This window comes from Achromobacter sp. UBA4530 (assembly GCF_002388205.1).
GTDB classification, from domain to species: Bacteria; Pseudomonadota; Gammaproteobacteria; order Burkholderiales; family Burkholderiaceae_B; genus Achromobacter; species Achromobacter animicus.
The window spans coordinates 85,081-107,340 of sequence record NZ_DGMA01000028.1 but is presented as its reverse complement, the minus strand read 5'-3'; the positions used below and the strand labels follow the sequence as shown (position 1 = coordinate 107,340).

Sequence of the window (22,260 nt, the reverse complement as noted above, 5' to 3'; positions counted from 1 at the left end):
AGGTACTCCGCTCGCAGCACGCCCTCCGGGCGGAGCAGGCACGCCGGGCGCAGCAGGTACTCCGGGCGGAGGAGGTACTCCGGGCGCAGCAGGTGCTCCGGGCGCAGCAGGCACGCCGGGCGCAGCAGGCACTTCGGGTGCAGCAGGCACTTCGGATGCAGCAGGCACTTCGGGTGCAGCAGGTACTCCGCGCGCAGGAGGTACTCCGAGCGTAGCAGGCACGCCGGGCGCAGCAGGCACCCCAGGTGCAACAGGCACCCCAGGTGCAGCAGGCACCCCGAACGCGGCAAGCACCCCCGGCGCCACGACCTCCTCACCCTCCGACGCCGACAAACCCGTCGGCACGCTTCCGGACAAAACTGTGCAAACTGGCATGCCCGGCTGGCTGGCCGACAATCTTCTCGTAATCGTTACCGCGGTGCTGGCGCTGGTCGCCTTCGCCATTGCCTGGCTATTGCGCCGGGCCGCCGCGCGGCGTGACGACGATGACGAGGACAGCTATACCTACAACGAGCCCGCGCTGGATACGGCAGCGCTGAACCGCAAGCTCGACACCATCAATCTCGACCTGGACGTACCGCCCACGGACGAACCGCGCCGTATCGGCGGTCCTCGGGTTTGAAGCATGTCTAGAGTTGCATTGGGGCTGGCGTATGACGGCTCCGCCTGGCAGGGTTGGCAGACACAGCCGCACCGGCAGACGGTGCAGGATTCGCTGGAATCCGCCCTGGCCAGTTTCTGTGGCGTCGCCGATCCCGTGCCCACGATCTGCGCCGGGCGCACCGACACCGGCGTGCATGGCGCGATGCAGGTGGTCCACTTGGACACCGCACTGAACCGCAAGACCGAATCCTGGGTGCGTGGCGTCAATGCGTTTTTGCCGCCCAGTATCTCCGTGCAATGGGCAGAAGAAGTCTCCGACGAATTCCACGCGCGCTTTTCGGCGCGCGCTCGCACATACGTCTATCTGCTCTGGCGCGGCCGGGTGCGTCCGGCGCTGTGGGCAGGGCGTGCGGGCTGGTGCTTTCAGCCGCTGAATGTGGACGCCATGCGCGCGGCCGCGCAGGCGCTAGTCGGCGAGCATGATTTTTCCAGCTTCCGTTCCTCGCAATGCCAGGCCAAGCATCCGGTGCGCCACATGCACAGCCTCGAGATCGAAGAGCGCGGACCGTTCCTCGTCTTCACGCTGAAGGCAAATGCCTTTCTGCATCACATGGTGCGCAACATCATGGGTGCGCTGCTGCAGGTCGGGCAGGGCAGGGAAACGGTGGACTGGATGACGCAGCTTCTGGCGTGGCGCGACCGCAAACGCGGCGCGCCCACCTTTGCGCCGGATGGCCTGTACCTTGCCAGCATCGATTACCCGGAAGCCTTCGGGCTGCGCGAACTCGATGGCGGGGCGTCGCTGCTGTCGCCCTTTACTCAATCCTATTAGGGAAGCCGCCGCGCAGCCGGCGGGATCCCGCGCCTTTCTGGAGGCATGCGCCATGCAACGCCGCGCGTTTCTGAAGCAGACCGCCCTGGGCGCCGCCGCCGGCAGCGCCGTGCTGGCCGCTCCCGCCATTGCGCAGGAAGCACCCAACCTCACCTGGCGGCTGGCTTCGGACTTTTCGGCCGATGCGGCGACGCTGTTTGCGGGGGCCGCCGACGTCGCGCGTTATGTGGCCGAGGTCACGGACGGGCGCTTCAACATCGAGGTCTTTCCGGCCGGCCAGCTGTTCCAACCGGGCCAGGCGCTGGAAGCCGTGCAGCACCGCATCGTCGAATGCGGCCATGCGGCATCGGCCAAGTATTTCACTACCGATCCGGCGCTTTGCTTTGACGGTGGCGTGCCATTTGGATTGAACACGCGCCAGATGAACGCATGGATGCGGAAAGGCGAGGGTCTGACGCTGACGCGCGAGGCCTTCGCCAAGTTCGGCATCCTGAACTTTCCCTGCGGCTATACCGGCGCACAAATGGGCGGGTGGTTCCGCGGCGAGATCAAGACCGTTGATGACCTGCGCGGCCTGAAGGTAGCGGCCGATGGCTTTGCCGCCCACATCCTGTCGCGACTTGGCGCGACGCCGGTCGACATACCCGCGAGCGATGTGCATGCCGCGTTGGCGCAAGGCGTGGTGGACGGGGCGGCGACAATCGGCCCGTTCGACGATGAGCGGTTTGCGTTGTTCGAAGTCGCGCGAAATTATTACTTTCCGGGCTGGTGGGCCGGCACGCAGCAGTTGTCGCTGTACGTCAATCAAGACGCGTATGGCGAGCTGCCCAAGGCCTATCAGACCGCGCTGTCCCTAGCCTGCGCCGCCGCATGCAACGACATGATTGCCGCGTTCGATGCCAACAATCCCGATGCACTGCGCCGGCTGGTGTCGCAGGGTGCGCAATTGAAGGCGTATCCGCGGCCGGTGCTGCAAGCTGCGCACGAAGCCACGGTGGCGGCCTGCAATGAATTAAGCGCGAAAGACGCGACGTTCAAGAAGCTCTACGACAGCATGCTGGCTTTCCGCGGCAAGCAGGTCCCGTGGTTCCGCATGGCCGAGGGCAGCTTTGACAACATGGTGGCGACGCTGGGCGCGCCCGGGGCGTAGGGGCCGGATATACTGGCCCATCCAGTCGCCGCGGGGCGACACATCCAGAAAATGCCATGCGTACACGCATAAAGATCTGCGGGCTGACCCGCGAAGAAGACATTGAAGCCGCCGTTTCGGCAGGCGCCGACGCGATCGGCTTTGTCTTCTATCCCAAAAGCAAACGTTGCCTCACGCCCACGCGCGCCGCGCAGTTGCGCCGCGGGGTGCCGGCGTTTGTCGACGTCGTCGCGCTCTTCGTGAATGCGCAAGAGGAAGAGGTGCGCACGGTACTGGACGAAGTCGGGCCCGACCTGCTGCAATTCCACGGCGACGAAACGCCGCTGGAATGCGCGCGCTACGGGCATCGCCACCTGCGGGCCTTCCGTGCCGGCGCGCCCGGCCTGGAGACGGCGGAAACCCTGGCAGCCACTTGCCGCGCATACGGCCAGGCCGCGGGATGGTTGTTCGACAGCTACAGCGCCGGTTATGGCGGTAGCGGACATGGTTTCGACTACGCGTTGCTGGATGATGTGCGGGCCGATCCCATGTCCCGTCCGTTGATTCTGTCCGGCGGATTGAATGCAGAAAACGTCGGCGCCGCTATCGAATCCGTGCGGCCTTGGGCGATTGATGTGAGTAGTGGCGTTGAAGTCGAGCAAGGAATAAAAAGTTCTGATAGAATCTCGTTCTTCGTTGCTGCGGCACATGACGCAGACACGAAATTGAAGGAAAAGAAGTAGTGCTTTAAAGCGCTTTAGAGCGTGTTGCGAAAAGGCAGTTTGGCAAGGCCGCAAGGTAAGTGCCGCAAAACCCGAAACGCAATAAAAACTGCAAAAAATCTTCCAAGACGATTTGCACAGTTTAAAAAAGCACTATATAATTCTTCTTCTTTGCAGGCGGTTAGCTCAGCTGGTTAGAGCGCCACGTTGACATCGTGGAGGTCGTTGGTTCGATTCCAATACCGCCTACCAAATTCCTGCAAAGGTGTGTTCGATAGAGCTAGTCGGACACAGACCTGAAAAGCCGCGACAGTCTTACGACTTCGCGGCTTTTTGCTTTTCTGCGTGCGACGGTGCTTTTAGCAAATCAAGCGCGCGGCGCGATCCTCGCATCGGTTCGCAACTCGCTGCATGGGTTCGCACCATCGCCGCATCGGTATCGCAACGCTGTTGCCTTGGTATCGCAATAGCGTCGCATCAATACCCGCGCAGGTATATTCCTTCTTTCCCAATTCAAAGCCCGCCCATGCACTGCACGTTGAAGGCGTTCGTTCTGGCTCAGTTGCTGTGGCTGCCCGGCTGCGCAATCAAGGCGCCGTCGCCGGCGCAAACGGCTAGCGACGAGGCGCCGATGTATGCCGGCGCAGATCGCCGCGCGGCCGCAGCGTTGCGCGCGGGCGATGAACAACAGGTTGCACAGGCCGCGAAAGCGTTTGCGTCGCCATCGGCGGCAGCGCAGGCGCGGGTCGAAGAGGGCTATCGCCTTTTCCGTGAAGACCAGCCCGGCCAAGCCATGCGGCGCTTCAATCAGGCCTGGCTGCTCAATCCCGACAACGCCGAGGTATACGCGGGTTTCGCGGTCATTCTGGAAAGCCAGCGCAAAGTCTGCCAGGCGATGAGCATGATGGACCGCGCGATCAGTTTGAATCCGCCCGCGTTTCGCGGCATTTATGCGGACGCGGGCCGGATCGCGGCGCGTTGTGCGGCAGAAGACAAGACGCTGCCGCCCGAGGCGCGCATCGCGGCCACGACGCGTTCCGACGAGTGGTACCGCAAGGGCGAGGCCGTCGAGCCGGACAAGGGTTATCTGTATGCGTCATGGGCCACTGCTTACTACTGGCGCGGCCAGTATGGCGAGGCGTGGGCCATGGTTCACCGGGCGCGTGACGCAGGCGGCAGTCCTGATGCGGAATTCGTCAGGATGCTGCGCGCCCGCATGCCTGAGCCCGCCGCATCCTGAGCCGGTCGATGCCGGGGGCGTCGAAGATGATGCGGGCAGGGCAGACGTTGCGGGCAGGGCAGACGATCCGGGCGGAGCAGGCAATGGACGCGGCGCGAAGCAGCCGGTTCTCCGCCCGCCCATTTGCGATATCCTGCACACCATCATGATGAGAGCACTTTGGTTATGCCTGGGCTGCCTGATGCTGGCGCTGGGCGTCATCGGCGCCTTTCTGCCGGTGATGCCGACGACGATCTTCCTGATCCTGGCCGTGGGCTGCTTTTCGCGCTCGTCGCCCCGGCTCGAGAAATGGCTGCTGGACAGTCCGACATACGGTCCATCGCTGCGCGCCTGGCGTGAACAGGGCGCGGTATCGCGCAAGGGCAAGACGTACGCCAGCCTGGGCATGGCAGCGGGCTATGTGTTGTTCTACTGGAGCGCAAATCCCTCGCCGTTGCTGGCCATCGGCGTGGGCATCTTCTTTCTGGCCAGCGCGGCCTACGTGCTCAGCCGGCCGGGCCCGCGTACCGAGAGCCAGGCCACTGACCCAGCAGCCGAACCGCTCACCGAACCGACTGCCAAACTGCCTTCCGACGCAACGACAGAATCCGCCTCGGACCCGGCCGACACGCCTGCTCGCAAATAGCCCGCACGGCCCGCATACCTCAATGCGAATGCCGCGGATCCCCGCGCGTCTCCACCACCTTCAAATACAGCGTCGCCGCCTCCAGGCACCCGCCCGTGGACAGTTGTCCCACGGTCTGCCGGTAGAGCTCCTGCCAGGGCGTCTGCGACGGCGGCGCTTCGTATGCCGGTTCCTGGCGGCGCCGTTCCAGTTCCGATTCATCCACCTGCAAGATGACCGACCGTTGGTTCAGGTCCACGCGGATCCGGTCGCCGGTGCGCAGAAGCGCCAACCCGCCGCCCACCGCAGCTTCCGGCGACATGTTCAGGATGGACGGACTGGCCGACGTGCCGCTCTGGCGGCCGTCGCCCATGCAGGGCAGTGAGTCGATGCCGCGCTTGATCAGATGCGACGGCGGCGCCATGTTCACGACTTCCGCGCTGCCGGGGTATCCCACGGCGCCCGCGCCGCGGATCACCAGAATGCAATGTTCGTCGATGTTCAGGGCCGGGTCTTCGATGCGGGCGTGATAGTCCTCGGGGCCTTCGAACACGATGGCGCGGGCGTCGAAGGCGTTTTCCGAACCGGGCTCCGACAAGTACGCGCGGCGAAATGCCTCGCCCACGACCGACATCTTGATGATGGCGCTATCAAAGAAGTTGCCGGACAGCACGATGAAGCCGGCGCGGTGCTTGAGCGGCGTGTCGCAGCTTCGGATGACGTCGGTGTTATGGGTCTTGGACGCTGCGGCAATGTCGCCGATGGTCTTGCCCGACACGGTCCCGCAGTCAGGATGCAGACGGCCCGCGGCCAGCAGCTCGTGCAGCACGGCCGGCACGCCGCCCGCGCGGTGAAAGCCTTCGCCCAGGTGCTCGCCGGCCGGCACGCAGTTGACCAGCAGCGGCACGTCTTCGCCCAGCCGCTGCCAATCGTCCAGGCTCAGGTCGACGCCCATGTGGCGCGCAATCGCGATCAGATGCGGCGGGCAGTTGCTGGACGCGCCCAGTGCCGAGGCAACGACGATGGCGTTTTCGAACGCCTGCCGCGTCATGATGTGCGAAGGCCGCAGGTCTTCGCGCACCATGTCGCAGATGCGCATGCCGGTGGCATAGGCCATCTGGCCGCGTTCGCGATACGGCGCGGGAATGCTGGCACAGGTGGGCAACGACATGCCCAGCGCTTCGGCCAGCGAATTCATGGACAGGGCGGTGCCCATGGTGTTGCAGTGGCCGATCGACGGCGACGATGCCGTGGCCAGCGTCATGAAGCCTTCGTAGTCCAGCTTGCCTGCGGCCATCAGGTTGCGCGCGTGCCAGATGACGGTGCCCGATCCCACGCGCTGCCCCTCATGCCAGCCATCCAGCATGGGTCCGCCGGACAGCACGATGGCCGGAATGTCCACGGTGGCCGCGGCCATCAGGCAAGCGGGCGTCGTCTTGTCGCATCCGGTGGTCAGCACCACGCCGTCCAGCGGATAGCCGTGCAGGATTTCAACCAAACCCAGATACGCCAGATTGCGGTCCAACGCCGCGGTAGGCCGCCGGCCCTGTTCGGCCAGCGGATGCACCGGGAATTCCATGGGGATGCCGCCGGCGTCCCGGATGCCCGCCTTGATGCGCTCGGCCAGCGCCAGATGATGGCGATTGCAGGGCGCCAGGTCGCTGCCCGTCTGCGCGATGCCGATGATCGGCCGCCCCGACTGCAGTTCCTGGCGCGTCAGGCCGTAGTTGAGATAGCGCTCGACGTAGATCGCCGTCATGTCGGCGTGCGAAGGATCGTCGAACCATTTCTGGCTGCGCAGTCGGCGGGGTGTCTGGGACATGGCTGTCTCGCTTCGGTTGCTTACTGGCCCGGACCAAAAGCGGATCCGGGCCACCATTGGCGCTAGTTGCGCGCCTTCTGGATTTCGTCGTTCAGCTGCTTGACCAGTTCCGGGCCGAGCTCTTGCGTGTACTTGTCGACCACGGGCTGCACCTTCTGGCGCATGCGGGCCACCTCTTCCGGCGTGACGGTGTTGATCTTCATGCCGTTCTTTTCAAGCGTGCCCATGGCCTTGGTGGAATCGGCGCGGCTGTCCTGCCTTTCGAAGTCGCGCGACGACGCGGCGGCCTGGCGGATCAGCTTCTGCTCGTCGGGCGACAGCGTGTCCCACCACTTCTTGGACGCCATCACCACCCACGGCGTGTAGACGTGGCGCGTGATGGTCAGGTAGGGCTGCACCTCGTAGAATTTGCTGCTCTGGATCGTGGTGATGGGATTTTCCTGGCCGTCTACCGTGCGCGTTTCCAGCGCGGTGAACAGTTCCGAGAACGGCATCGGCACCGCGTTGGCGCCCAGCGTGTTGAACACACCCAGCGCGATCTGGTTCTGCATGACGCGCAGCTTGATGCCCTGCAGGTCCTCGGCGCGCGTGATCGGCCGCTTGGAATTGGTCATGTTGCGAAAGCCGTTTTCCCAATAGACCAGGCCGACCAGACCTTTGGCTTCCAGTTTTTTCAGCAGATCCTGCCCGAGCGGGCCGTCCAGCACCGCGTCGGCTTCTTTTTCGCTGTTGAACAGGAAAGGCAGGTCGAACACGCCGAACTCCTTGACCATGCCCGCCAGCGGCGCGGTGGACCCCACCATCATTTCCTGCGCGCCGCCCACCAGCGCGCTCTGCATCTGTTCGTCGGAACCCAGGTTGGCCGAGCCGAAGGTCCGCATCTTGAGCTTGCGGCCGCTGACCTTTTCCAGTTCCTGCGCCAGATGGCGGGCCGCGCGGCCCTGCACGCTTTCCTCGTTCAGCCCGTAGCCGAAGCGGATGAGGCGCGGCTTGACGTCCGCAGCCGCTGCCACCCCGGCGACGGTGCAGGACAGCACCGTCGCCAGGACAAGAATGCGGGTCTTGAATTGCTTGATCATGGTGTTTCTCCTCGGGGGGTTTCAAGTGCCGCTAGTGCATCCAGCGTGCGGGTACGGTGATCAGTTCGGGGAAGATCACCAGCAGGACCAGCAGCAGCGTGTAGGCCACGACGTAGCGCCACACCCCTCTGCAGATGGTTTCCATATTGATGCGGGCCACGCCGCAAACCACGTTGAGCACCGTGCCCACCGGTGGCGTCAGCAGGCCGACGCTGCCGACCATGACGAACATGACGCCGAAGTAGACGGGGTCGATGCCGGCCTTGATGACGACGGGCATGAGCACGGGGCCGAGGATCAGAATGGTCGGCGTCAGATCCATCACCGTGCCGACGAGGGTCAGCAGAATCAGCAGGGCGAACATCAGCATCTTGGGCTGATCCATGACCGGCTCCAGCAGTGCGATCAGGTCCTGCGGCAGATCCGCCAGCGTGATCATGTAGGACGACACCATGGCGGCCGCCACCAGGAACATGACCACAGCGGTGGTGCGCGCGGCGTTGACGAAGAGCGGCCCCAGGTCGCGCCAGCCGATCTCGCGGTAGACGAAGAGGCTGACCAGCAGCGCATACACGGCGGCGACGACGGCTGCCTCCGTGGGCGTGAAGATGCCGCCCCGCAGGCCGCCGATGATGATGACCGGCAGGAACAGCGCCCATAGCGAGCCGCGCAGCGCCTTCAGGCGGTTGCTCCAGGGCTCGCGCGGTGCGGGCTTGATGCTGCCGTGCTTGCGCGCCACCCAGGCCCACACGGCCACCAGCGTGAGCCCCATCATGAGGCCCGGCGCGATGCCGGCGAAAAACAGCTTGGTGATCGACACATTGGTGGCGACGCCGAAGATGATGAACGAGATCGACGGCGGAATGATGGGCGCGATGATGCCGCCGGCGGCGATCAGGCCCGACGCCTGGCCGGCCTCATAACCCTTTTCGCGCAGCATCGGGATCAGCAGCGATCCCAGCGCTGCCGCATCGGCCACGGCCGAGCCGGATAGCGACGCCAGCAGCACGCTGGCGAAAATGGCCACATATCCCAGGCCGCCCTGGATGTGGCCCACGAACGTGTTGGCCAGATGCACGATGCGCCGCGAGATGCCGCCGGCGTTCATCAGTTCGCCGGCCAGCATGAAAAGCGGCACCGCCATCAGCGTGAAGCTGTTGGCGCCGGACAGCATGTTCTGGGCGAGGAGCTGGGTGTCGTAGAAGTCCAGCTGGAACATCATGACGATCGCGCTGATGATGAGCGCGAAGGCGATCGGCATGCCCAGGGCGATCAGCCCCAGCAGCACGACTAGGAAGACGGTCAGGATCATTGCGGATATCCGGGCAGGTGATTGGGGGCGGGGAGGGGCGGGTTCACACCGCCGGGTCTTCCGGACTGGACTCCGCCGGCAGCGGGCCGCCCGCAATCACGCGGACCAGGTCGATGAGGGTCAGGATGCCCATCGCCACGGCGGCATACAGGCCGGCCGCGTTAAAGACGGCCAGCGGCATGCCGGTGACCGGCAGCACGGTGTCCATGCCGATCACCGTCTGGACCCAGCCGCCTTCGGCCATCAGCCACAGCACCCACAGGATCATCAGCTGGCAGGCAATGTGCGACACGCGGCGCGCGCCCGGGCCGAAGCGTTCCACCATCATGGTGACCCCGATGTGCTGGTGTTCGCGCAGCGCGATCACCGCGCCCAGGAAGATCATCCAGACAAAGGCCAGGCGCGAGACCTCGTCGGACACGTTGATGCCGGAGTTGAAGAGATAGCGCAGCGCCACGTTGCCGAACAGCAGCACGACCATCACGATCAGACAGGCCACCATCAGCCAGGTCTGCAGCACAAAACACCAGTCCGCGGCGCGGGCCAGCGGCGACCGGCCGGGACGCGATGGCCCCGGCCGCCCCAATGGGGAAGCTTGCATGGTTGTCTCCTCTCCATTTTTCCGGAGTTTTTCTAATCATTTGATGCGGATCATGTTAGCGCTAACATTTTTGCTTTGGCAAGCCTCTTTTTTTCCGTCAGACTACGCGCTTGCATTCACCGCGAGGGTCCATGTCCATCCGCAAACCCCGAAGCTCGCGCGCCGGCCGCGTCACCATGCAGGACGTCGCGCGGCGCGTCGGCGTCAGCGCCATCACGGTCTCGCGGGCGCTGCGCACGCCGGACAAGGTGGGGGAAGACCTGCGCCAGCACATCGCGCGGGTGTGCCAGGAGCTTGGCTACGTGCCCAACCACGCCGCCAGCGCGCTTGCATCGGCGCGGTCGCAGACCATCGTGGTGCTGATTCCGTCGCTGAGCAACGTGGTCTTCGTGGACATCATCACAGGCATCAAGGACGTGTTGGACCAGCACGGCTACCACATGCTGATCGGCGTCACGGGCTACTCGCCGGACGAAGAAGAGGCGCTGCTGCGCAAGTACCTGCAGCACTCGCCCGACGGGTTGGTGCTGACCGGCATCGATCACAATCCGGGCGTCTGGGAACTGCTGCGCGCGCAGGCGATTCCCACGGTGCACACGATCGAAACGCTGGAAGGCAACGACGACATGAGCGTCGGGTTCTCGCAATTCGACTCGGGCTACGCGGCCGGCCGTCATCTGGTGGAACGCGGCTACCGCCGCATCGGCATCATCGGCGCGCAGTTGGATCCGCGGTCGCTGCGCCGTTGCGAGGGGTGCCGGCAGGCGCTACGCGATGCAGGCTTGTATGACGCGGCGCTGGAAATCATGACGCCGGAGAAATCGTCGATCAGCCTGGGGGCCGCGTTGATGCAGGACCTGCACGCGCGCCACCCGGATTGCGACGCCGTGTTCTTCTGCAACGACGACCTGGCGCAGGGCGCGGTGTTCCAATGCGGCCGCGATGGGTTGCAGGTGCCGGCGCAAATGGCGATCGTCGGGTTTCATGACCTGGCGGGCACGGCCTGGACCACGCCGCCGCTGTCTACCATCGCCACGCCGCGCTATCAGATCGGGCTATCCGCCGCGCGATTGCTCATGCAGCATCTGGCGGGCGAACCCGTGCCCGAGCGGCACGTGGATCTGGGTTTCGAACTGGTCCAGCGCGAAACCAGCTAAGCGCCCTCCAGCATCGCCATCAATCCGATGATCAGCGCCTGCATGCCCTGATCCAGTTCCACTTCCATCTCGGATTCTTCCGCCGTGCGCGCGGCGTCGACAACCGGCTCCAGCCCGGCAACCGAATACACCGTGTCCGCCACCGCAAGGCCGTGAAACGCCACGGTCGCCAGCAGGATGCGCGATTGTTCCTTTGAGATGCCATAGGCGTCGGCGATGTGGCGCTGATGCCCGTCGATCTTCGCCAGCATGGACGGCGTCGCGGCCAGCCGCCGGATGACGTAGGGCGTCACGCCCGGATGCGCCTTGACGAACTCGCGCACGGATGTCGCGAACACCGTCAGGTAGTCCTTGAGATCGCCGCGATCGTGGCTACAGGCCTGCGGAATCTGCCACCGATTGAAGATCTCCTCGGCGACCAGGCGCTTGAGCTCTTCCAGGCTGGGCACGTGCTTGTACAGCGCCATGTGGCTGACGCCCAGCGCCGCTGCGACGCCGACGAACGTGATGTTGGGCAGGCCCACGGCGATGCCGGCATCGGCGATCCGCTCGCGGGTGATGGTGGGAGGGCGTCCCCGTGCGGGGCGGCGCTCTGGCGGCTGCATGTCTGATCCCTGGTGTTGGCGTCGGCGTTCCCGCACTTTAACCCGTCCCGCAATTATTTAGTTTATTGCTGTGCAACTATTTCAAGATTTAGTTTATAGTGATGCAAATAATTATCAACTTCGTCCTGGTACTTCGTTCATGAGCACTTCCGGAGCCGCGCCGGCCCACGCTAAACACCCCGGCCCGCTCAGCCTGGTGTTGACCCCGATTCGCGGGCGACTCATTGCCGCAGCCGCGCTTGCCGCAGTTGGCACCATGCTCACGCTGGCGCCGCTCGCCGCCATCGCACACATTGCTCGCCTCTTCCTGGAAGGTCCCGAACCAACAGCTCCCGAGCTTTGGTGGACTGTCGCCGCTGCCGTCGCGTGCCTGTTCACGGGCATGGCGCTGGTGTCGGCTGCCGAACTGACCGCCCACCTGGCCGACAACCGGATCACGCATCATCTGCGTCTGGCCGGCGCGAGGCGGTTGGCGCAAGTGCCGCTGGGCTGGTTCACGGACCGGGCCTCCGGCGAGGTCAAACAGGCATTGCAGGACGACATGGCGACGCTGCACAGCCTCACCGCGCATTTCTTCACGGCGGTGGGACGCGCCGGCGGCGCCATCGCGGCGTCGGCGGTCTACCTGTTTGCGCAGGACTGGCGCCTTGCCATCGCGGCGTTGCTGCCGTTTCCGGGCTTCTTCCTCTTTCTGCGGCGGGCCATGAAGGCGGGCGGCGCGAACATGCCGGTGTTCATGGAACGCCTTGGCCGCCTCAACGGCGCGACCGTCGAATTCGTCAATGGCATACCCGTGGTCAAGGCGTTTGGCGATGCCGGCAAGGCGCATCGCGGCTACCGGGACGCGGTGGACGGCTTTGCCGCGGCTTTTGCCGACTTCACCCGGCCATTGGTCGCCGCGATGGCGCGGGCCCACGCGCTGATCGCGCCGGTCACGGTTCTGGGCGTGGTGCTGGGCGCGGGCGCGCTGTTCGTGGCGCTGGAGTGGATGGCGCCGGTGGACGTGCTGCCTTTCGCATTGGTGGCGCCGGGCATCTGCGCGCCGATGCTGTTGCTGCACACGCTGTTGCACGATCTGGGCAGCGCCACGGGCGCGGCGCAACGGGTGCTGGCGCTGATGAATACGCCCGTGCTGAAGGCGCCGGCGGCCGGCCACGGCCAGATTCCTAAAGGGCATGAAGTGCGGTTCGAGGATGTCAGCTACCGCTACGGCGATGGTCACGAGGCCGTGTCCGGCATCACGTTCACGCTGGCGCCCGGCACGGTGACCGCCATTGTCGGCCCGTCCGGCGTCGGCAAATCCACGCTCGCCCGCCTGCTGGTGCGCTTCTTCGACCCGGCGCAAGGGCGCATCACACTCGGCGGCGCGGACCTGCGCCAGATCGAGAGCGCGCAGCTCTACCGGCGCATCGGCTTCGTGCTGCAGGAGGTGCGGCTCATCCACGCCAGCGTGCGTGACAACATCGCGCTGGGCCGGCCGGGCGCCACCCAGCAGGAAATCGAAGCCGCCGCGCGCGCCGCCAACATCCACGAACGCATCCTGGCCCTGCCGCGCGGCTACGACGCCGTGATCGGCGAAGACGCGCAGCTCTCGGGCGGGGAACGCCAACGCGTGAGCATCGCGCGCGCCGTCCTGCTGGATCCGCCCGTGCTGGTGCTGGACGAGGCCACGGCCGCAGCCGATGCCGGCAACGAAGCGGCCGTCCAGGAGGCGCTGTCGCGCTTTGCGCGGGGTCGCACGCTGCTGGTGATCGCGCACCGGCTGGACACGGTGGTGCATGCCGATCACATCCTGGTCCTGGAAGACGGGGCCATCACCGAACAGGGGCGGCACGACGCGCTGCTGGCGCATGGCGGCTGCTATGCGCGGCTGTGGGCGCAGGGCGGTCATGCGATGGCGACGGCGCAAGAGGAGCCGGCATGCTGACGACCTTTGTGCGCCTGCTTGGCAACGACGTTGCCTTCCTGCGCCGCTACGGGTGGCTGGCGGCCGCCTACGGGCTGGCCTGCGGGCTGACCATGGCGGCCACGGCGCCGCTGCTTACGCATCTGCTGGCCGGCGACACGCGGCAGGCCGCTGCGTGGCTGGCTGCGGTGCTCGCCGGGGTGGTGTGCTGCGGGGCGCTACGCCTGCCGGTCGAACGGGCCGGCGTGCGTGTGGGCGTCGCCATCCTGCAGGCTGGCCGCCATCGGCTGGGCGACCATGTGGCGCGCCTGCCTGTCGGCTGGTTAACGCCGCAGAACACCGCGCGTCTCAGCCATGTCGTCACGCAGGGCATGATGACCGTGGCCCAGTTGCCCGCGCACGTCTTCACGCCGCTCGTCGCAGGTGTGGCGGCGCCCCTCGTGCTGGTGGCGGCGCTGTTTGCGCAGCATTGGCTGCTGGGGCTGATCGCACTGGCGGCGCTGCCGCTGCTGGCGGGCGTGCTGGCGCTGACCGCGCGGTTGGCGGGGCGCGCCGACGCCGAGTTTCATCGGCGCTTTGCCGAAACCAGCCAGCGCGTGGTGGAGTTTGCGCAGGCGCAGTCGGTGCTGCGCGCCTTCAGCGCGGAAGGCGGCGGCATGCGGCACATCGAGCAATCCCTCGACGCGCAGCGCCGATCGGGCACGCGCCTGATCTGGCGGTCGGCGGCCGCGGCCGTCCTCAACGTCTGGGCGGTCCAGGCCGTCTTTGCCGCCCTGCTGATCGCGGCGGCTCTGTGGCTCAACGGACTGCTCGCCGCCGGCGCCGCTAACGGGCAATTGGTGGCCGCCGTTGTCGCGATGCTGCTGGCGGTGCGCTACATCGACGGCCTGCTCGAGGTTGCCGGCTACGGCGAGGTGCTGCGCGGCGCGCGCGCCCAGCTTGATGAGATCGACGCGCTTTTTGCGGCGGCGCCCTTGCCGGAGCCCGCCGCACCGCAGACGCCGCGCGACGCGTCCATCGAATTGCGCGACGTGCGCTTTCGCTACGCGCAGGACACGCCCGACGTGCTGCACGGCCTGAACCTGCGCATCGAGCCGGGCAGCATGGTCGCGCTGGTCGGCGCATCGGGGTCCGGCAAGACCACGCTGGTGCGGCTGATCGCGCGATTCTTCGACCTGACGCAAGGCAGCGTGCACATCGGCGGCGTTGACGTGCGGCAGATCGCCAGCACGCAACTGGCCGGCCACATCAGCCAGATATTCCAGGACACCTATCTTTTTACCGGCACCATTGCCGACAACATCCGTGCCGGCCGGCCGGGCAGTGATGATGCCGATGTCCTGCACGCCGCGCGGGAAGCGGGCGTGGACGAGATTGCCGCCCGCCTGCCGCAAGGCATGGACACGCCGGTGGGCGAGGGCGGCGCGCGGCTGTCGGGCGGCGAGCGCCAGCGCATCGCCATCGCCCGCGCGCTGATCAGCAACGCGCCCATCCTGCTGGTGGACGAGGCCACTGCGGCGCTGGACGCGGGCAATCAGGCCGTCATCGCCAGCACGCTGGCGCGCCTGCGCGGCAAGCGGACGCTGGTGGTCATTGCGCATCAGTTGTCGACGGTGGCGATGGCTGATGAGATCGCGGTGGTGGAGGACGGCCGGATCGTCGAAGCGGGCACGCCGGCGGCGCTGCGCGCGAGCGGCGGGCGGTACGCGCAATTCCTGACGCAGCGCGAGGCCGCCAAGGGTTGGCGCATCGCCGGAGACCGCGTCTGATGCGTGCCGGGCTGTCGGTGCTGTTCGTCATGCTGTGCGGCGCGTCCCTCCTGGTCGGGGCGCGGCAGTTGGCCTGGACGCAGCTGTTTACGTTGTCCGGCGACGCGTGGCTGACGCTGACCGCCAGCCGCCTGCCTCGGCTGGCCGCGCTGGTGCTGACGGGCGTCGGCCTGTCGGTGTGCGGTGTGATCCTGCAGCACATCGTGCGCAACAAGTTCGTCGAACCCGCCACCTGCGGCGGGCTGGACGCCGCCAAGCTGGGCATCCTGGTTGCGCTGACGGTGGCGCCGTCGATGGGGCCGGGCGGGCGGATGGCGTTTGCGCTGGCATTCTGCTTTGCAGCCAGCCTGGCCTTCGTCATGATCGTGCGCCGCATCCGGTTCAAGAACACGGTGCTGGTGCCCGTGATGGGGCTGATGTTCGGCGGCGTGCTGAGCGCGCTGGCCGAATTCCATGCCTATCGCAACAACATCCTGCAAAGCATGCAGGGCTGGCTGCTGGGCGACTTCTCCAAGATCGTGCAGGGCAATTACGAGATCATCTATCTCATCCTGCCGATCGTCGTGCTGACGTACCTGTATGCGCACCGCTTCACGGTGGCCGGCATGGGCGAGGACATGGCCGCAAGCCTGGGGCTGAATTATCCGGCCACCGTCGCGCTGGGCCTGATGCTGGTGGCGGTCACGGTGTCGGCCACGGTCATCACGGTGGGCGCGATTCCGTTCGTGGGTTTGGTGGTGCCCAATATGGTCGCGCTCCACTACGGCGACAACCTGGGCCGCACGCTGCCCGTCGTCGCCTTGGGCGGCGCGTCGCTGCTGCTGGTCTGCGACATCCTGGGGCGCATGCTGATCTATCCGTTCGAGGTGCCCATTGGCCTGACGGCGGGGGGCGTGGGCGGCGTCCTGTTCCTGGCGCTAATTCTCTGGAAGCACCGATGATGCGCGCAGCTTCCCGGAACGCGGTCTGGATGGCGGTCATCGCGTTGGCCGTGGTGTTCCTGTTTTTCCGGTCGGGCCTGGACTTCGACTACGTCATCCCCAAACGCCTCGCGCGGCTGGCGGCCATGGTGATCGGCGGTGTCTGCATCGCGTGGTCGTCGATCGTGTTCCAGACCCTGACCGGCAACCGGATCCTCACGCCCGCCATCATGGGCTACGAGGCGGTGTACCTGCTGCTGCAGTCCGTGTTGATCCTGGCGCTGGGCACGCAAAGCCTGGTGCTGCTGGGGCCGAACGCCAACTTCCTGGTCTCGGTCCTGGTGATGCTGGCGTATTCGTGGATTCTGCATCGCTGGCTGTTCCGCCGCGGCAGGCAGAACGTGTACTTCCTGCTGTTGGTGGGACTGGTGCTGACCATGGTGATCGGCACCTTCACGCAGTTCGTGCAACTGAAGACCAGTCCGGGCGAGTTCTCGATCCTGCTGGGCTTTACCCAGGCCTCGTTCGGCAAGGCCGAACCGGCGCAGTTGCTGGCATCCGCCGCCGTTGTTGCCGCGATATGCCTGGCCGGACGCAGGCAATTGCCGACGCTGGACGTCCTGTCGCTGGGGCGTGACCAAGCCATGTCGCTGGGTGTTGACCATCCGCGGGCCGTGCAACTGCATCTGGCCTTGATCGCGGTGCTGGTTGCCGTTTCCACCAGCCTGCTGGGACCCACGGCGTTCATGGGCATCTTCGTGGCCAACACCGCGTATGCCCTGGCGCGCACACGCCGGCACCGCATCACATTGCCCACCGGCTGCGCCATCGCCGTCGGCATGTTCATCCTGGCCCAGCTCGCGGTCGAGCACATCTTCAACTACAAGACCACCGTCGGCATCCTGGTCAACCTGGTCTGCGGCGGCTGGTTTCTCGCGCTGATAGCGCGCACGCGGGGCGCCGCATGATCACGACCAGAAATCTTTGCAAAACCCATGGCGCGAAAGCCGTCCTGCGCGACGTGAGCCTGCAGTTCCCCGAAGGCAAGCTGACATCGCTCATCGGCCCGAACGGCGCGGGCAAGACCACGCTCCTGATGATGATGGCGCGGTTGATGGAACCGACGCAGGGCGACGTCTTCATCGGCAACCGCAGCGTGGCGGACATGCGCCGCGCCGATTACGCGCGGCGCGTCGCCACCTTGCGCCAGTCTCCCGACTTCAACCTGCGGCTCACGGTGGAAGACCTGGTGGCATTCGGGCGCTTTCCCTACAGCCGCGGCGCCTTGACGCCGCAGGACATGCAGGCGATCGACGAGGCCATCACGTTTCTATCGCTGGAGCCGCTGCGCCGCGCCTACCTGGACGAGCTGAGCGGCGGCCAGCGGCAGATGGCATTCATGGCCATGACCATCGCGCAGCAGACCGATTGCCTGCTGCTGGACGAGCCGCTGAACAACCTGGACATCCGGCACGCAGTCCAGATCATGCGTGCGCTGCGCCGCCTGTGCGACGACCACGGCCGCACCGTGATCCTGGTCGTGCACGACATCAACTTCGCGGCCAGCTATTCGGACCATGTCGTCGCGCTGAAGGGCGGGGTGGTGCATTGCGCGGGCGCGGTGCATGAGGTCATGACCGAAGACCGGCTGCGCGAACTGTATGGACTGGATTTCGAGATCACGCAGGGCGATCGCGGTCGCCTGTGCAACTACTTCAATCCCCCTGGAGAACTGAAATGATCCTGTCGCACTGGCCGAGGGCGCTGCTGCTAGCCGCGGCATTGGCCGCAACAGCGGCGCTGCACGGCTGCGGGCAAGCCACGGACACGCCCAAGGCCGCGGCGGCAACGGCCGCCGCGGCACCCGCGGATGCGCCGTCGCAGAATGCTTATGTTCCGATCACCGTCAAACACAAGCTGGGCGAGACCGTGATCGACCGGCTGCCGCAGCGCGTGGTGGCCCTGGACATGAACGAAGTCGATTTTCTGGACGAGCTGGGCGTCCCCGTCGTGGGCATGCCCAAGGACTTCGTGCCGCACTTCCTGGTCCGCTACCGCGACGCGCCCGACGTGCAGGACATGGGCGCCATCGTCCAGCCGAATCTGGAGCGCGTGCACGCGGCAAAGCCGGATCTCATCCTGATCACCTCGCTGCAGGCGAACCACTACAAGGAGCTGAGCCAGATCGCGCCGACCATCCACTTCGACGTGGACTACCGCGACAGTCAGGCCGACCACATCGAGATCGTCAAGGACCATCTGCTGACGCTGGGGCGCATTTTCGGCAAGGAGGACCTTGCCCGCAGGAAGGCGGCTGATCTGGACGCCAAGGTTGAGGCGGCCCGCGCGCTCATCCGCGATCGTCCGGAAACGGCGCTCGTCGTGCTGCACAACAACGGCGCCTTCAGTTCGTTCGGCGTGCATTCCCGTTACGGCTTCATCTTCAAGGCGCTGGGCGTGAAACCGGCCAGTCCCTTGGCCGATGGCGGCCTGCATGGCCAGCCGATCTCCAGCGAATTCATCCAGCAGGCGAACCCGGGCATCGTCTACGTGGTCGACCGCACGGCCGTGATGGAACGCCGGCCGGCCCTGAACGCTGAGACGCTGGGCAACCCGCTGCTGCGTCAGACGGCCGCGTGGCAAGACGGCCGCGTGGTCTTTGCCGACGCCGAGGCCTGGTATGTCACTGCCGCCAGCGTGAAGTCGCTGCATCTCATGATCGACGAAGTCAAGAGGCCTTACCGGAACTGATTTCTCAAGACGCCCCGCGCGTCATTGCCGATCCAAACGTAAATGATTCCCAGTCGCCCGGATTGCCGGGCGTTCCCAGCTCAACTGAACGGAGCATTCCATGAGCAAACGTCGCCATAGCGGCCGCGTCGCACGTCCTTCGCCGCTAGCCGGGCAGGCAAAGCCCGCCTTTTCCTTGAACCCTTTCGTCGCCGCCGTGTTCGGCCTTACGCTGGGCGCCGCGGTTGCGACGCCGGCGTGGGCGCAGCAGGAGACGGGTGTGAAGACCCTGCCCACGGTGACCGTTACGGGCCAGGCCGATGCGCAGGAAGCGCCGTCAACGCCCTACGCCGGTGGCCAGGTCACGTACGGCGGCCGTGTAGGCTTCCTGGGCGACAAGGACTTCATGGACACGCCGTTCTCCGTCATCAACTACACGGAAAAGTACATCGAGGACCTGCAGGCCAAGGACATCACCGATGTCATCGCCCGCACCGACCCGTCGGTGTTCAGCAACGGCGTGTCGGGCGCGTGGAGCGAAAACTACTCGATCCGTGGCTTCTCGTCCGCCACCACCGACATGACGTTCAACGGGCTGGCCGGCATGGCGCCTTACTACCGGACGTCGCCCGAGATGTTCGAGCGGATCGAGGTCTTGAAGGGCCCGTCCGCCTTGCTGAACGGCATGCCTCCCGGCGGTTCGGTCGGCGGCACGGTCAACCTGGTGTCCAAGCGCGCCGGCGCCGAGCCGCTGACGCGCCTGACCGCCACCTACATGTCGGACGCGCAGTTCGGCGGGCACCTGGACATGGGGCGGCGCTTCGGCGAGAACCAGCAGTTCGGCATCCGGTTCAACGGCATGTACCGCAACGGCGACGGTCCCGTCGACGACCAGAAAAAGCGCGCGCAACTGGCGTCGCTGGGCCTGGACTGGCGCGGCGAGCGGGTCCGCATCTCCGCCGATCTGTACGACACCGATGAGCGCATCGACGGCGTGACGCGCGGCATCAACCTGGCGCCCGGCATCGGCGTGCCCAAGCCGCCCAAACCCGAAACCCTGTTGAACCCGGATTGGGCCTACGTGAAGAACCAGGATCGCGGCGCCATGGTCCGCGGCGAATTCGACGTCACCGACAAGCTGATGGCGTACGCGGCCATCGGCACCAGCCGTTCCGAATACACCTACAGCGGCGCCATGTCGGCGCAGGTGTTCAACGATGCCGGCGACTTCCGCACGTCGATGGGGCAACTAAACATGGAGGTGGACAAGACCTCCGGCGACGCGGGCCTGCGCGGCAAACTGCAGACCGGCGCGATCAAGCATCAGTGGGTGCTGAACGCCACGTACTACTCCGATGATCAACACGATTACGGCCGCCGCTCGGTGCCCGGCGCGGACTGGGTCACCAACATCTACAACCCCGTCTGGGGTCCGGCGCCCGCCGGCGTTTTTCCCCCCATCATGCACAGCAAGACGCGCATGATCAGCTATGGCTTGGCCGACACCTTGTCCTTTGCGGAGGACCGCGTGCAACTGACGCTGGGCGCGCGCCGCCAGGAGGTCCGCACCGACAGCTTCAGCGTCGCCACCGGCGCGCGCACCAGCCGCTATGACGCCCACGCCACGACGCCCGCCGCCGCGCTGCTCGTCAAGGCGACGGACAACATTTCCGTGTACGCGAACTACATCGAGGGCCTCTCCAAGGGTCAGTCCGCGCCCGCCACCGCGGCCAACGCAGGCGAGCTCTTTGCGCCCTTCAAGACCAAGCAGAAGGAGATCGGCCTGAAGGTCGACCTGGGCGACTTCACCCATACGCTGGCGCTGTTTGAAATCGAGCGCCCCAGCAGCTACACCGATCCGGTCACAAACATGTTCTCGTTCGGCGGCGAGCAGCGCAACCAGGGCGTGGAATGGGGCTTCTTCGGCGAACCGCTGCGTGGCGTGCGCCTGATCGGCGGCGTCGCCTACATCGATCCCAAGGTGACAAAAGCGGCCGTCGCGGCCAACGAGGGCAAGCAGGCCACCGGCATCCCGAGGCTACAGGGCAAACTTGGCGTGGAATGGGACGTGCCGGCGGTGCAGGGGCTGACGTTGACGGCCAACGCGACCTCGGTGTCCAAGCAGTACATCAGCGCGGACAACTCGCTGTCGGTGGGCGGGCGCACCACGTACGACATCGGCGCGCGCTACGCCACGAAGGTGGCGGACCGCCAGGTGGTGCTGCGCGCCGCCATCAATAATCTGACGAACAAGGCCTATTGGGGCATGCCGCAGCTCTCCAGCCTGGCACTGGGCGCGCCGCGCACGTTCATGCTGTCGGCGTCGATGGACTTCTAAGGGGGCCCAGCGCCAGAAACACCCCGGCCGCCATGATGAGCCCCATGCCCGCCAGCGCCAGCGCGTCTGGCGGGCGCTGGAACCAGAACGTGCTGAAGCCCAGCGCCAGCAGCAACTGGAAGTAGTTCAGCGGCGCGAGCGTCGCGGCCGGGACGCGCTGGAAGGCGGCGATCAGCAGGATCTGCGCCAGTCCGCTGCATGCGCCCAACGCAAGAATGATGGCGGTGTCCGCCGGTCCCGGCCAGGGATCGGGCAGGAAGAAGGGCGCCGGCAGCGCCGTCACGATGAGGCAGATGAACGCGGTGTACGCATACTGCACCGGCCCCGGCACCTTGTTCGACAGCTTTCGCGTCAGCACCTGGAAGATTGCGTAACTGACGGCGGACACCGCCATCAGCAACGTGCCCAGCAGAGGCAGGTCGCCGCCGGGCCGCACGATCAGCAGCATGCCGCCAAACCCCGCAGCCACGGCGCCCCATTGCGCCGCGCGGACGCGTTCGCCCAGCATCCAGGGCGACAGCGCCACCATGATGAGCGGGGCCGTGAAGTAGATGGCGGTGGCTTCGGACAGCGGCATCCAGATCAGCGCGGTCATGAAGCAAGTGGCCACCGTGGCCAGCATGACGCCGCGCAGCACCAGCAGCGGCTTTTCCGGCGCGTCGCGCAGGCGCAGGCCGCGCCCATGGCGCCACAGCATGCCCATCGCCAGCGTCACCACCGCCAGGTAGCGCATCACGTTCAGGAAGGGCGCGGGGTAGCGTTCCAGCAACTGCTTGGTGCCCGCGTCGAAGGTGGCAAACGCCACCAGCGCCGCAAAGAACAGCAGGATGCCGGTCTGGCGCGCGGGCGTTGATCCGGTCAGGGCGCTCATCCGGCGCACGTGCTCATGCA

21 protein-coding genes and 1 tRNA gene are annotated in these 22,260 nt (G+C 66.0%); 15 read left to right on the top strand and 7 right to left on the bottom strand.

Going from position 1 to position 22,260, the window contains the following annotated elements; translation table 11 throughout:
- On the bottom strand, window positions 1–251 hold a 251-nt coding region (locus B2W22_RS20630), incomplete at its 3' end, for a hypothetical protein (protein ID WP_286939387.1).
- A 110-nt stretch (window positions 252–361) separates the two neighbouring features.
- Here B2W22_RS20630 and B2W22_RS20625 point away from each other — a divergent pair.
- The 7 genes from B2W22_RS20625 (at window position 362) to B2W22_RS20595 (ending at window position 5,151) form a co-directional block, all read left to right on the top strand.
- Window positions 362–622 (top strand): hypothetical protein, encoded by a 261-nt coding sequence (locus B2W22_RS20625; protein ID WP_175123988.1) that lies wholly within the window; start codon window positions 362–364, stop codon window positions 620–622.
- Between the two features lie 3 nt (window positions 623–625).
- Window positions 626–1,435 (top strand): tRNA pseudouridine(38-40) synthase TruA, encoded by an 810-nt coding sequence (gene truA, locus B2W22_RS20620; protein ID WP_286939385.1) that lies wholly within the window; start codon window positions 626–628, stop codon window positions 1,433–1,435.
- Between the two features lie 52 nt (window positions 1,436–1,487).
- Window positions 1,488–2,585: a TRAP transporter substrate-binding protein gene (locus B2W22_RS20615; RefSeq protein ID WP_286939383.1), complete on the top strand. Its 1,098-nt coding sequence runs from the start codon at window positions 1,488–1,490 to the stop codon at window positions 2,583–2,585.
- Window positions 2,586–2,641: 56 nt separating this feature from the next.
- On the top strand, window positions 2,642–3,307 hold the full coding sequence (locus B2W22_RS20610; RefSeq protein ID WP_286939382.1) for a phosphoribosylanthranilate isomerase: 666 nt from the start codon (window positions 2,642–2,644) through the stop codon (window positions 3,305–3,307).
- 154 nt (window positions 3,308–3,461) lie between these two features.
- Window positions 3,462–3,538: transfer RNA gene (locus tag B2W22_RS20605), tRNA-Val, on the top strand.
- A gap of 13 nt (window positions 3,539–3,551) precedes the next feature.
- Window positions 3,552–4,526, top strand: a complete 975-nt coding sequence (locus B2W22_RS20600; RefSeq protein ID WP_286939381.1) for a tetratricopeptide repeat protein — start codon at window positions 3,552–3,554, stop codon at window positions 4,524–4,526.
- Window positions 4,527–4,671: 145 nt separating this feature from the next.
- Window positions 4,672–5,151: a YbaN family protein gene (locus B2W22_RS20595; RefSeq protein WP_349679464.1), complete on the top strand. Its 480-nt coding sequence runs from the start codon at window positions 4,672–4,674 to the stop codon at window positions 5,149–5,151.
- Between the two features lie 19 nt (window positions 5,152–5,170).
- On the opposite strand, the gene B2W22_RS20590 is transcribed toward B2W22_RS20595, so the two are convergent.
- From B2W22_RS20590 to B2W22_RS20575, 4 genes are all read right to left on the bottom strand, one after another.
- Window positions 5,171–6,952, bottom strand: a complete 1,782-nt coding sequence (locus B2W22_RS20590; RefSeq protein ID WP_286939380.1) for an IlvD/Edd family dehydratase — start codon at window positions 6,950–6,952, stop codon at window positions 5,171–5,173.
- 62 nt (window positions 6,953–7,014) lie between these two features.
- Complete coding sequence (locus B2W22_RS20585; RefSeq protein WP_286939379.1) at window positions 7,015–8,031, bottom strand: TRAP transporter substrate-binding protein; 1,017 nt, start codon at window positions 8,029–8,031, stop codon at window positions 7,015–7,017.
- 31 nt (window positions 8,032–8,062) lie between these two features.
- On the bottom strand, window positions 8,063–9,343 hold the full coding sequence (locus B2W22_RS20580) for a TRAP transporter large permease (RefSeq protein WP_286939377.1): 1,281 nt from the start codon (window positions 9,341–9,343) through the stop codon (window positions 8,063–8,065).
- 43 nt (window positions 9,344–9,386) lie between these two features.
- Window positions 9,387–9,944, bottom strand: a complete 558-nt coding sequence (locus B2W22_RS20575; RefSeq protein WP_175138561.1) for a TRAP transporter small permease — start codon at window positions 9,942–9,944, stop codon at window positions 9,387–9,389.
- Between the two features lie 131 nt (window positions 9,945–10,075).
- Between B2W22_RS20575 and B2W22_RS20570 the strand changes: the two genes are divergently transcribed.
- Window positions 10,076–11,101, top strand: coding sequence for a LacI family DNA-binding transcriptional regulator (locus tag B2W22_RS20570; protein WP_239213779.1), 1,026 nt, complete (start codon window positions 10,076–10,078; stop codon window positions 11,099–11,101).
- Here B2W22_RS20570 and B2W22_RS20565 read toward each other — a convergent pair.
- The gene (locus tag B2W22_RS20565) at window positions 11,098–11,706 is read right to left on the bottom strand and encodes a TetR/AcrR family transcriptional regulator (RefSeq protein ID WP_175184992.1); all 609 of its coding nucleotides are present in this window, start codon (window positions 11,704–11,706) and stop codon (window positions 11,098–11,100) included. The two genes, B2W22_RS20570 and B2W22_RS20565, sit on opposite strands and share 4 nt — an antisense overlap.
- Before the next feature lie 139 nt (window positions 11,707–11,845).
- Between B2W22_RS20565 and B2W22_RS20560 the strand changes: the two genes are divergently transcribed.
- From B2W22_RS20560 to B2W22_RS20530, 7 genes are all read left to right on the top strand, one after another.
- Window positions 11,846–13,633: an ABC transporter ATP-binding protein gene (locus tag B2W22_RS20560; RefSeq protein WP_286939376.1), complete on the top strand. Its 1,788-nt coding sequence runs from the start codon at window positions 11,846–11,848 to the stop codon at window positions 13,631–13,633.
- Window positions 13,627–15,381, top strand: coding sequence for an ABC transporter ATP-binding protein (locus B2W22_RS20555; RefSeq protein ID WP_286939375.1), 1,755 nt, complete (start codon window positions 13,627–13,629; stop codon window positions 15,379–15,381). The genes B2W22_RS20560 and B2W22_RS20555 overlap by 7 nt, the downstream gene beginning before the upstream one ends.
- Window positions 15,381–16,322: an ABC transporter permease gene (locus B2W22_RS20550; RefSeq protein WP_286939374.1), complete on the top strand. Its 942-nt coding sequence runs from the start codon at window positions 15,381–15,383 to the stop codon at window positions 16,320–16,322. Before B2W22_RS20555 ends, B2W22_RS20550 begins: the two co-directional genes overlap by 1 nt.
- Complete coding sequence (locus B2W22_RS20545; RefSeq protein WP_286939389.1) at window positions 16,322–17,269, top strand: iron chelate uptake ABC transporter family permease subunit; 948 nt, start codon at window positions 16,322–16,324, stop codon at window positions 17,267–17,269. Before B2W22_RS20550 ends, B2W22_RS20545 begins: the two co-directional genes overlap by 1 nt.
- Window positions 17,266–18,042 carry an ABC transporter ATP-binding protein gene (locus B2W22_RS20540; RefSeq protein WP_286939373.1) on the top strand — a complete coding sequence of 259 codons (777 nt, stop codon included), beginning with the start codon at window positions 17,266–17,268 and terminating at the stop codon, window positions 18,040–18,042. The genes B2W22_RS20545 and B2W22_RS20540 overlap by 4 nt, the downstream gene beginning before the upstream one ends.
- Window positions 18,039–19,052 carry a siderophore ABC transporter substrate-binding protein gene (locus B2W22_RS20535; RefSeq protein WP_286939372.1) on the top strand — a complete coding sequence of 338 codons (1,014 nt, stop codon included), beginning with the start codon at window positions 18,039–18,041 and terminating at the stop codon, window positions 19,050–19,052. The genes B2W22_RS20540 and B2W22_RS20535 overlap by 4 nt, the downstream gene beginning before the upstream one ends.
- 100 nt (window positions 19,053–19,152) lie before the next feature.
- Complete coding sequence (locus B2W22_RS20530; protein ID WP_286939370.1) at window positions 19,153–21,369, top strand: TonB-dependent receptor; 2,217 nt, start codon at window positions 19,153–19,155, stop codon at window positions 21,367–21,369.
- Here B2W22_RS20530 and B2W22_RS20525 read toward each other — a convergent pair.
- Window positions 21,341–22,240, bottom strand: coding sequence for a DMT family transporter (locus B2W22_RS20525; RefSeq protein WP_175124011.1), 900 nt, complete (start codon window positions 22,238–22,240; stop codon window positions 21,341–21,343). The genes B2W22_RS20530 and B2W22_RS20525 overlap by 29 nt on opposite strands.
- Window positions 22,241–22,260 lie beyond the last annotated feature (20 nt).

Coding starts and splice junctions, on each gene's coding strand:
- truA (WP_286939385.1), top strand. CDS start 626: ATGTCTAGAGTTGCATTGGGGCTGGCGTATGACGGCTCCGCCTGGCAG.
- B2W22_RS20615 (WP_286939383.1), top strand. CDS start 1,488: ATGCAACGCCGCGCGTTTCTGAAGCAGACCGCCCTGGGCGCCGCCGCC.
- B2W22_RS20610 (WP_286939382.1), top strand. CDS start 2,642: ATGCGTACACGCATAAAGATCTGCGGGCTGACCCGCGAAGAAGACATT.
- B2W22_RS20595 (WP_349679464.1), top strand. CDS start 4,672: ATGATGAGAGCACTTTGGTTATGCCTGGGCTGCCTGATGCTGGCGCTG.
- B2W22_RS20590 (WP_286939380.1), bottom strand. CDS start 6,952: ATGTCCCAGACACCCCGCCGACTGCGCAGCCAGAAATGGTTCGACGAT.
- B2W22_RS20585 (WP_286939379.1), bottom strand. CDS start 8,031: ATGATCAAGCAATTCAAGACCCGCATTCTTGTCCTGGCGACGGTGCTG.
- B2W22_RS20580 (WP_286939377.1), bottom strand. CDS start 9,343: ATGATCCTGACCGTCTTCCTAGTCGTGCTGCTGGGGCTGATCGCCCTG.
- B2W22_RS20575 (WP_175138561.1), bottom strand. CDS start 9,944: ATGCAAGCTTCCCCATTGGGGCGGCCGGGGCCATCGCGTCCCGGCCGG.
- B2W22_RS20570 (WP_239213779.1), top strand. CDS start 10,076: ATGTCCATCCGCAAACCCCGAAGCTCGCGCGCCGGCCGCGTCACCATG.
- B2W22_RS20565 (WP_175184992.1), bottom strand. CDS start 11,706: ATGCAGCCGCCAGAGCGCCGCCCCGCACGGGGACGCCCTCCCACCATC.
- B2W22_RS20560 (WP_286939376.1), top strand. CDS start 11,846: ATGAGCACTTCCGGAGCCGCGCCGGCCCACGCTAAACACCCCGGCCCG.
- B2W22_RS20555 (WP_286939375.1), top strand. CDS start 13,627: ATGCTGACGACCTTTGTGCGCCTGCTTGGCAACGACGTTGCCTTCCTG.
- B2W22_RS20550 (WP_286939374.1), top strand. CDS start 15,381: ATGCGTGCCGGGCTGTCGGTGCTGTTCGTCATGCTGTGCGGCGCGTCC.
- B2W22_RS20545 (WP_286939389.1), top strand. CDS start 16,322: ATGCGCGCAGCTTCCCGGAACGCGGTCTGGATGGCGGTCATCGCGTTG.
- B2W22_RS20540 (WP_286939373.1), top strand. CDS start 17,266: ATGATCACGACCAGAAATCTTTGCAAAACCCATGGCGCGAAAGCCGTC.
- B2W22_RS20535 (WP_286939372.1), top strand. CDS start 18,039: ATGATCCTGTCGCACTGGCCGAGGGCGCTGCTGCTAGCCGCGGCATTG.
- B2W22_RS20530 (WP_286939370.1), top strand. CDS start 19,153: ATGAGCAAACGTCGCCATAGCGGCCGCGTCGCACGTCCTTCGCCGCTA.
- B2W22_RS20525 (WP_175124011.1), bottom strand. CDS start 22,240: ATGAGCGCCCTGACCGGATCAACGCCCGCGCGCCAGACCGGCATCCTG.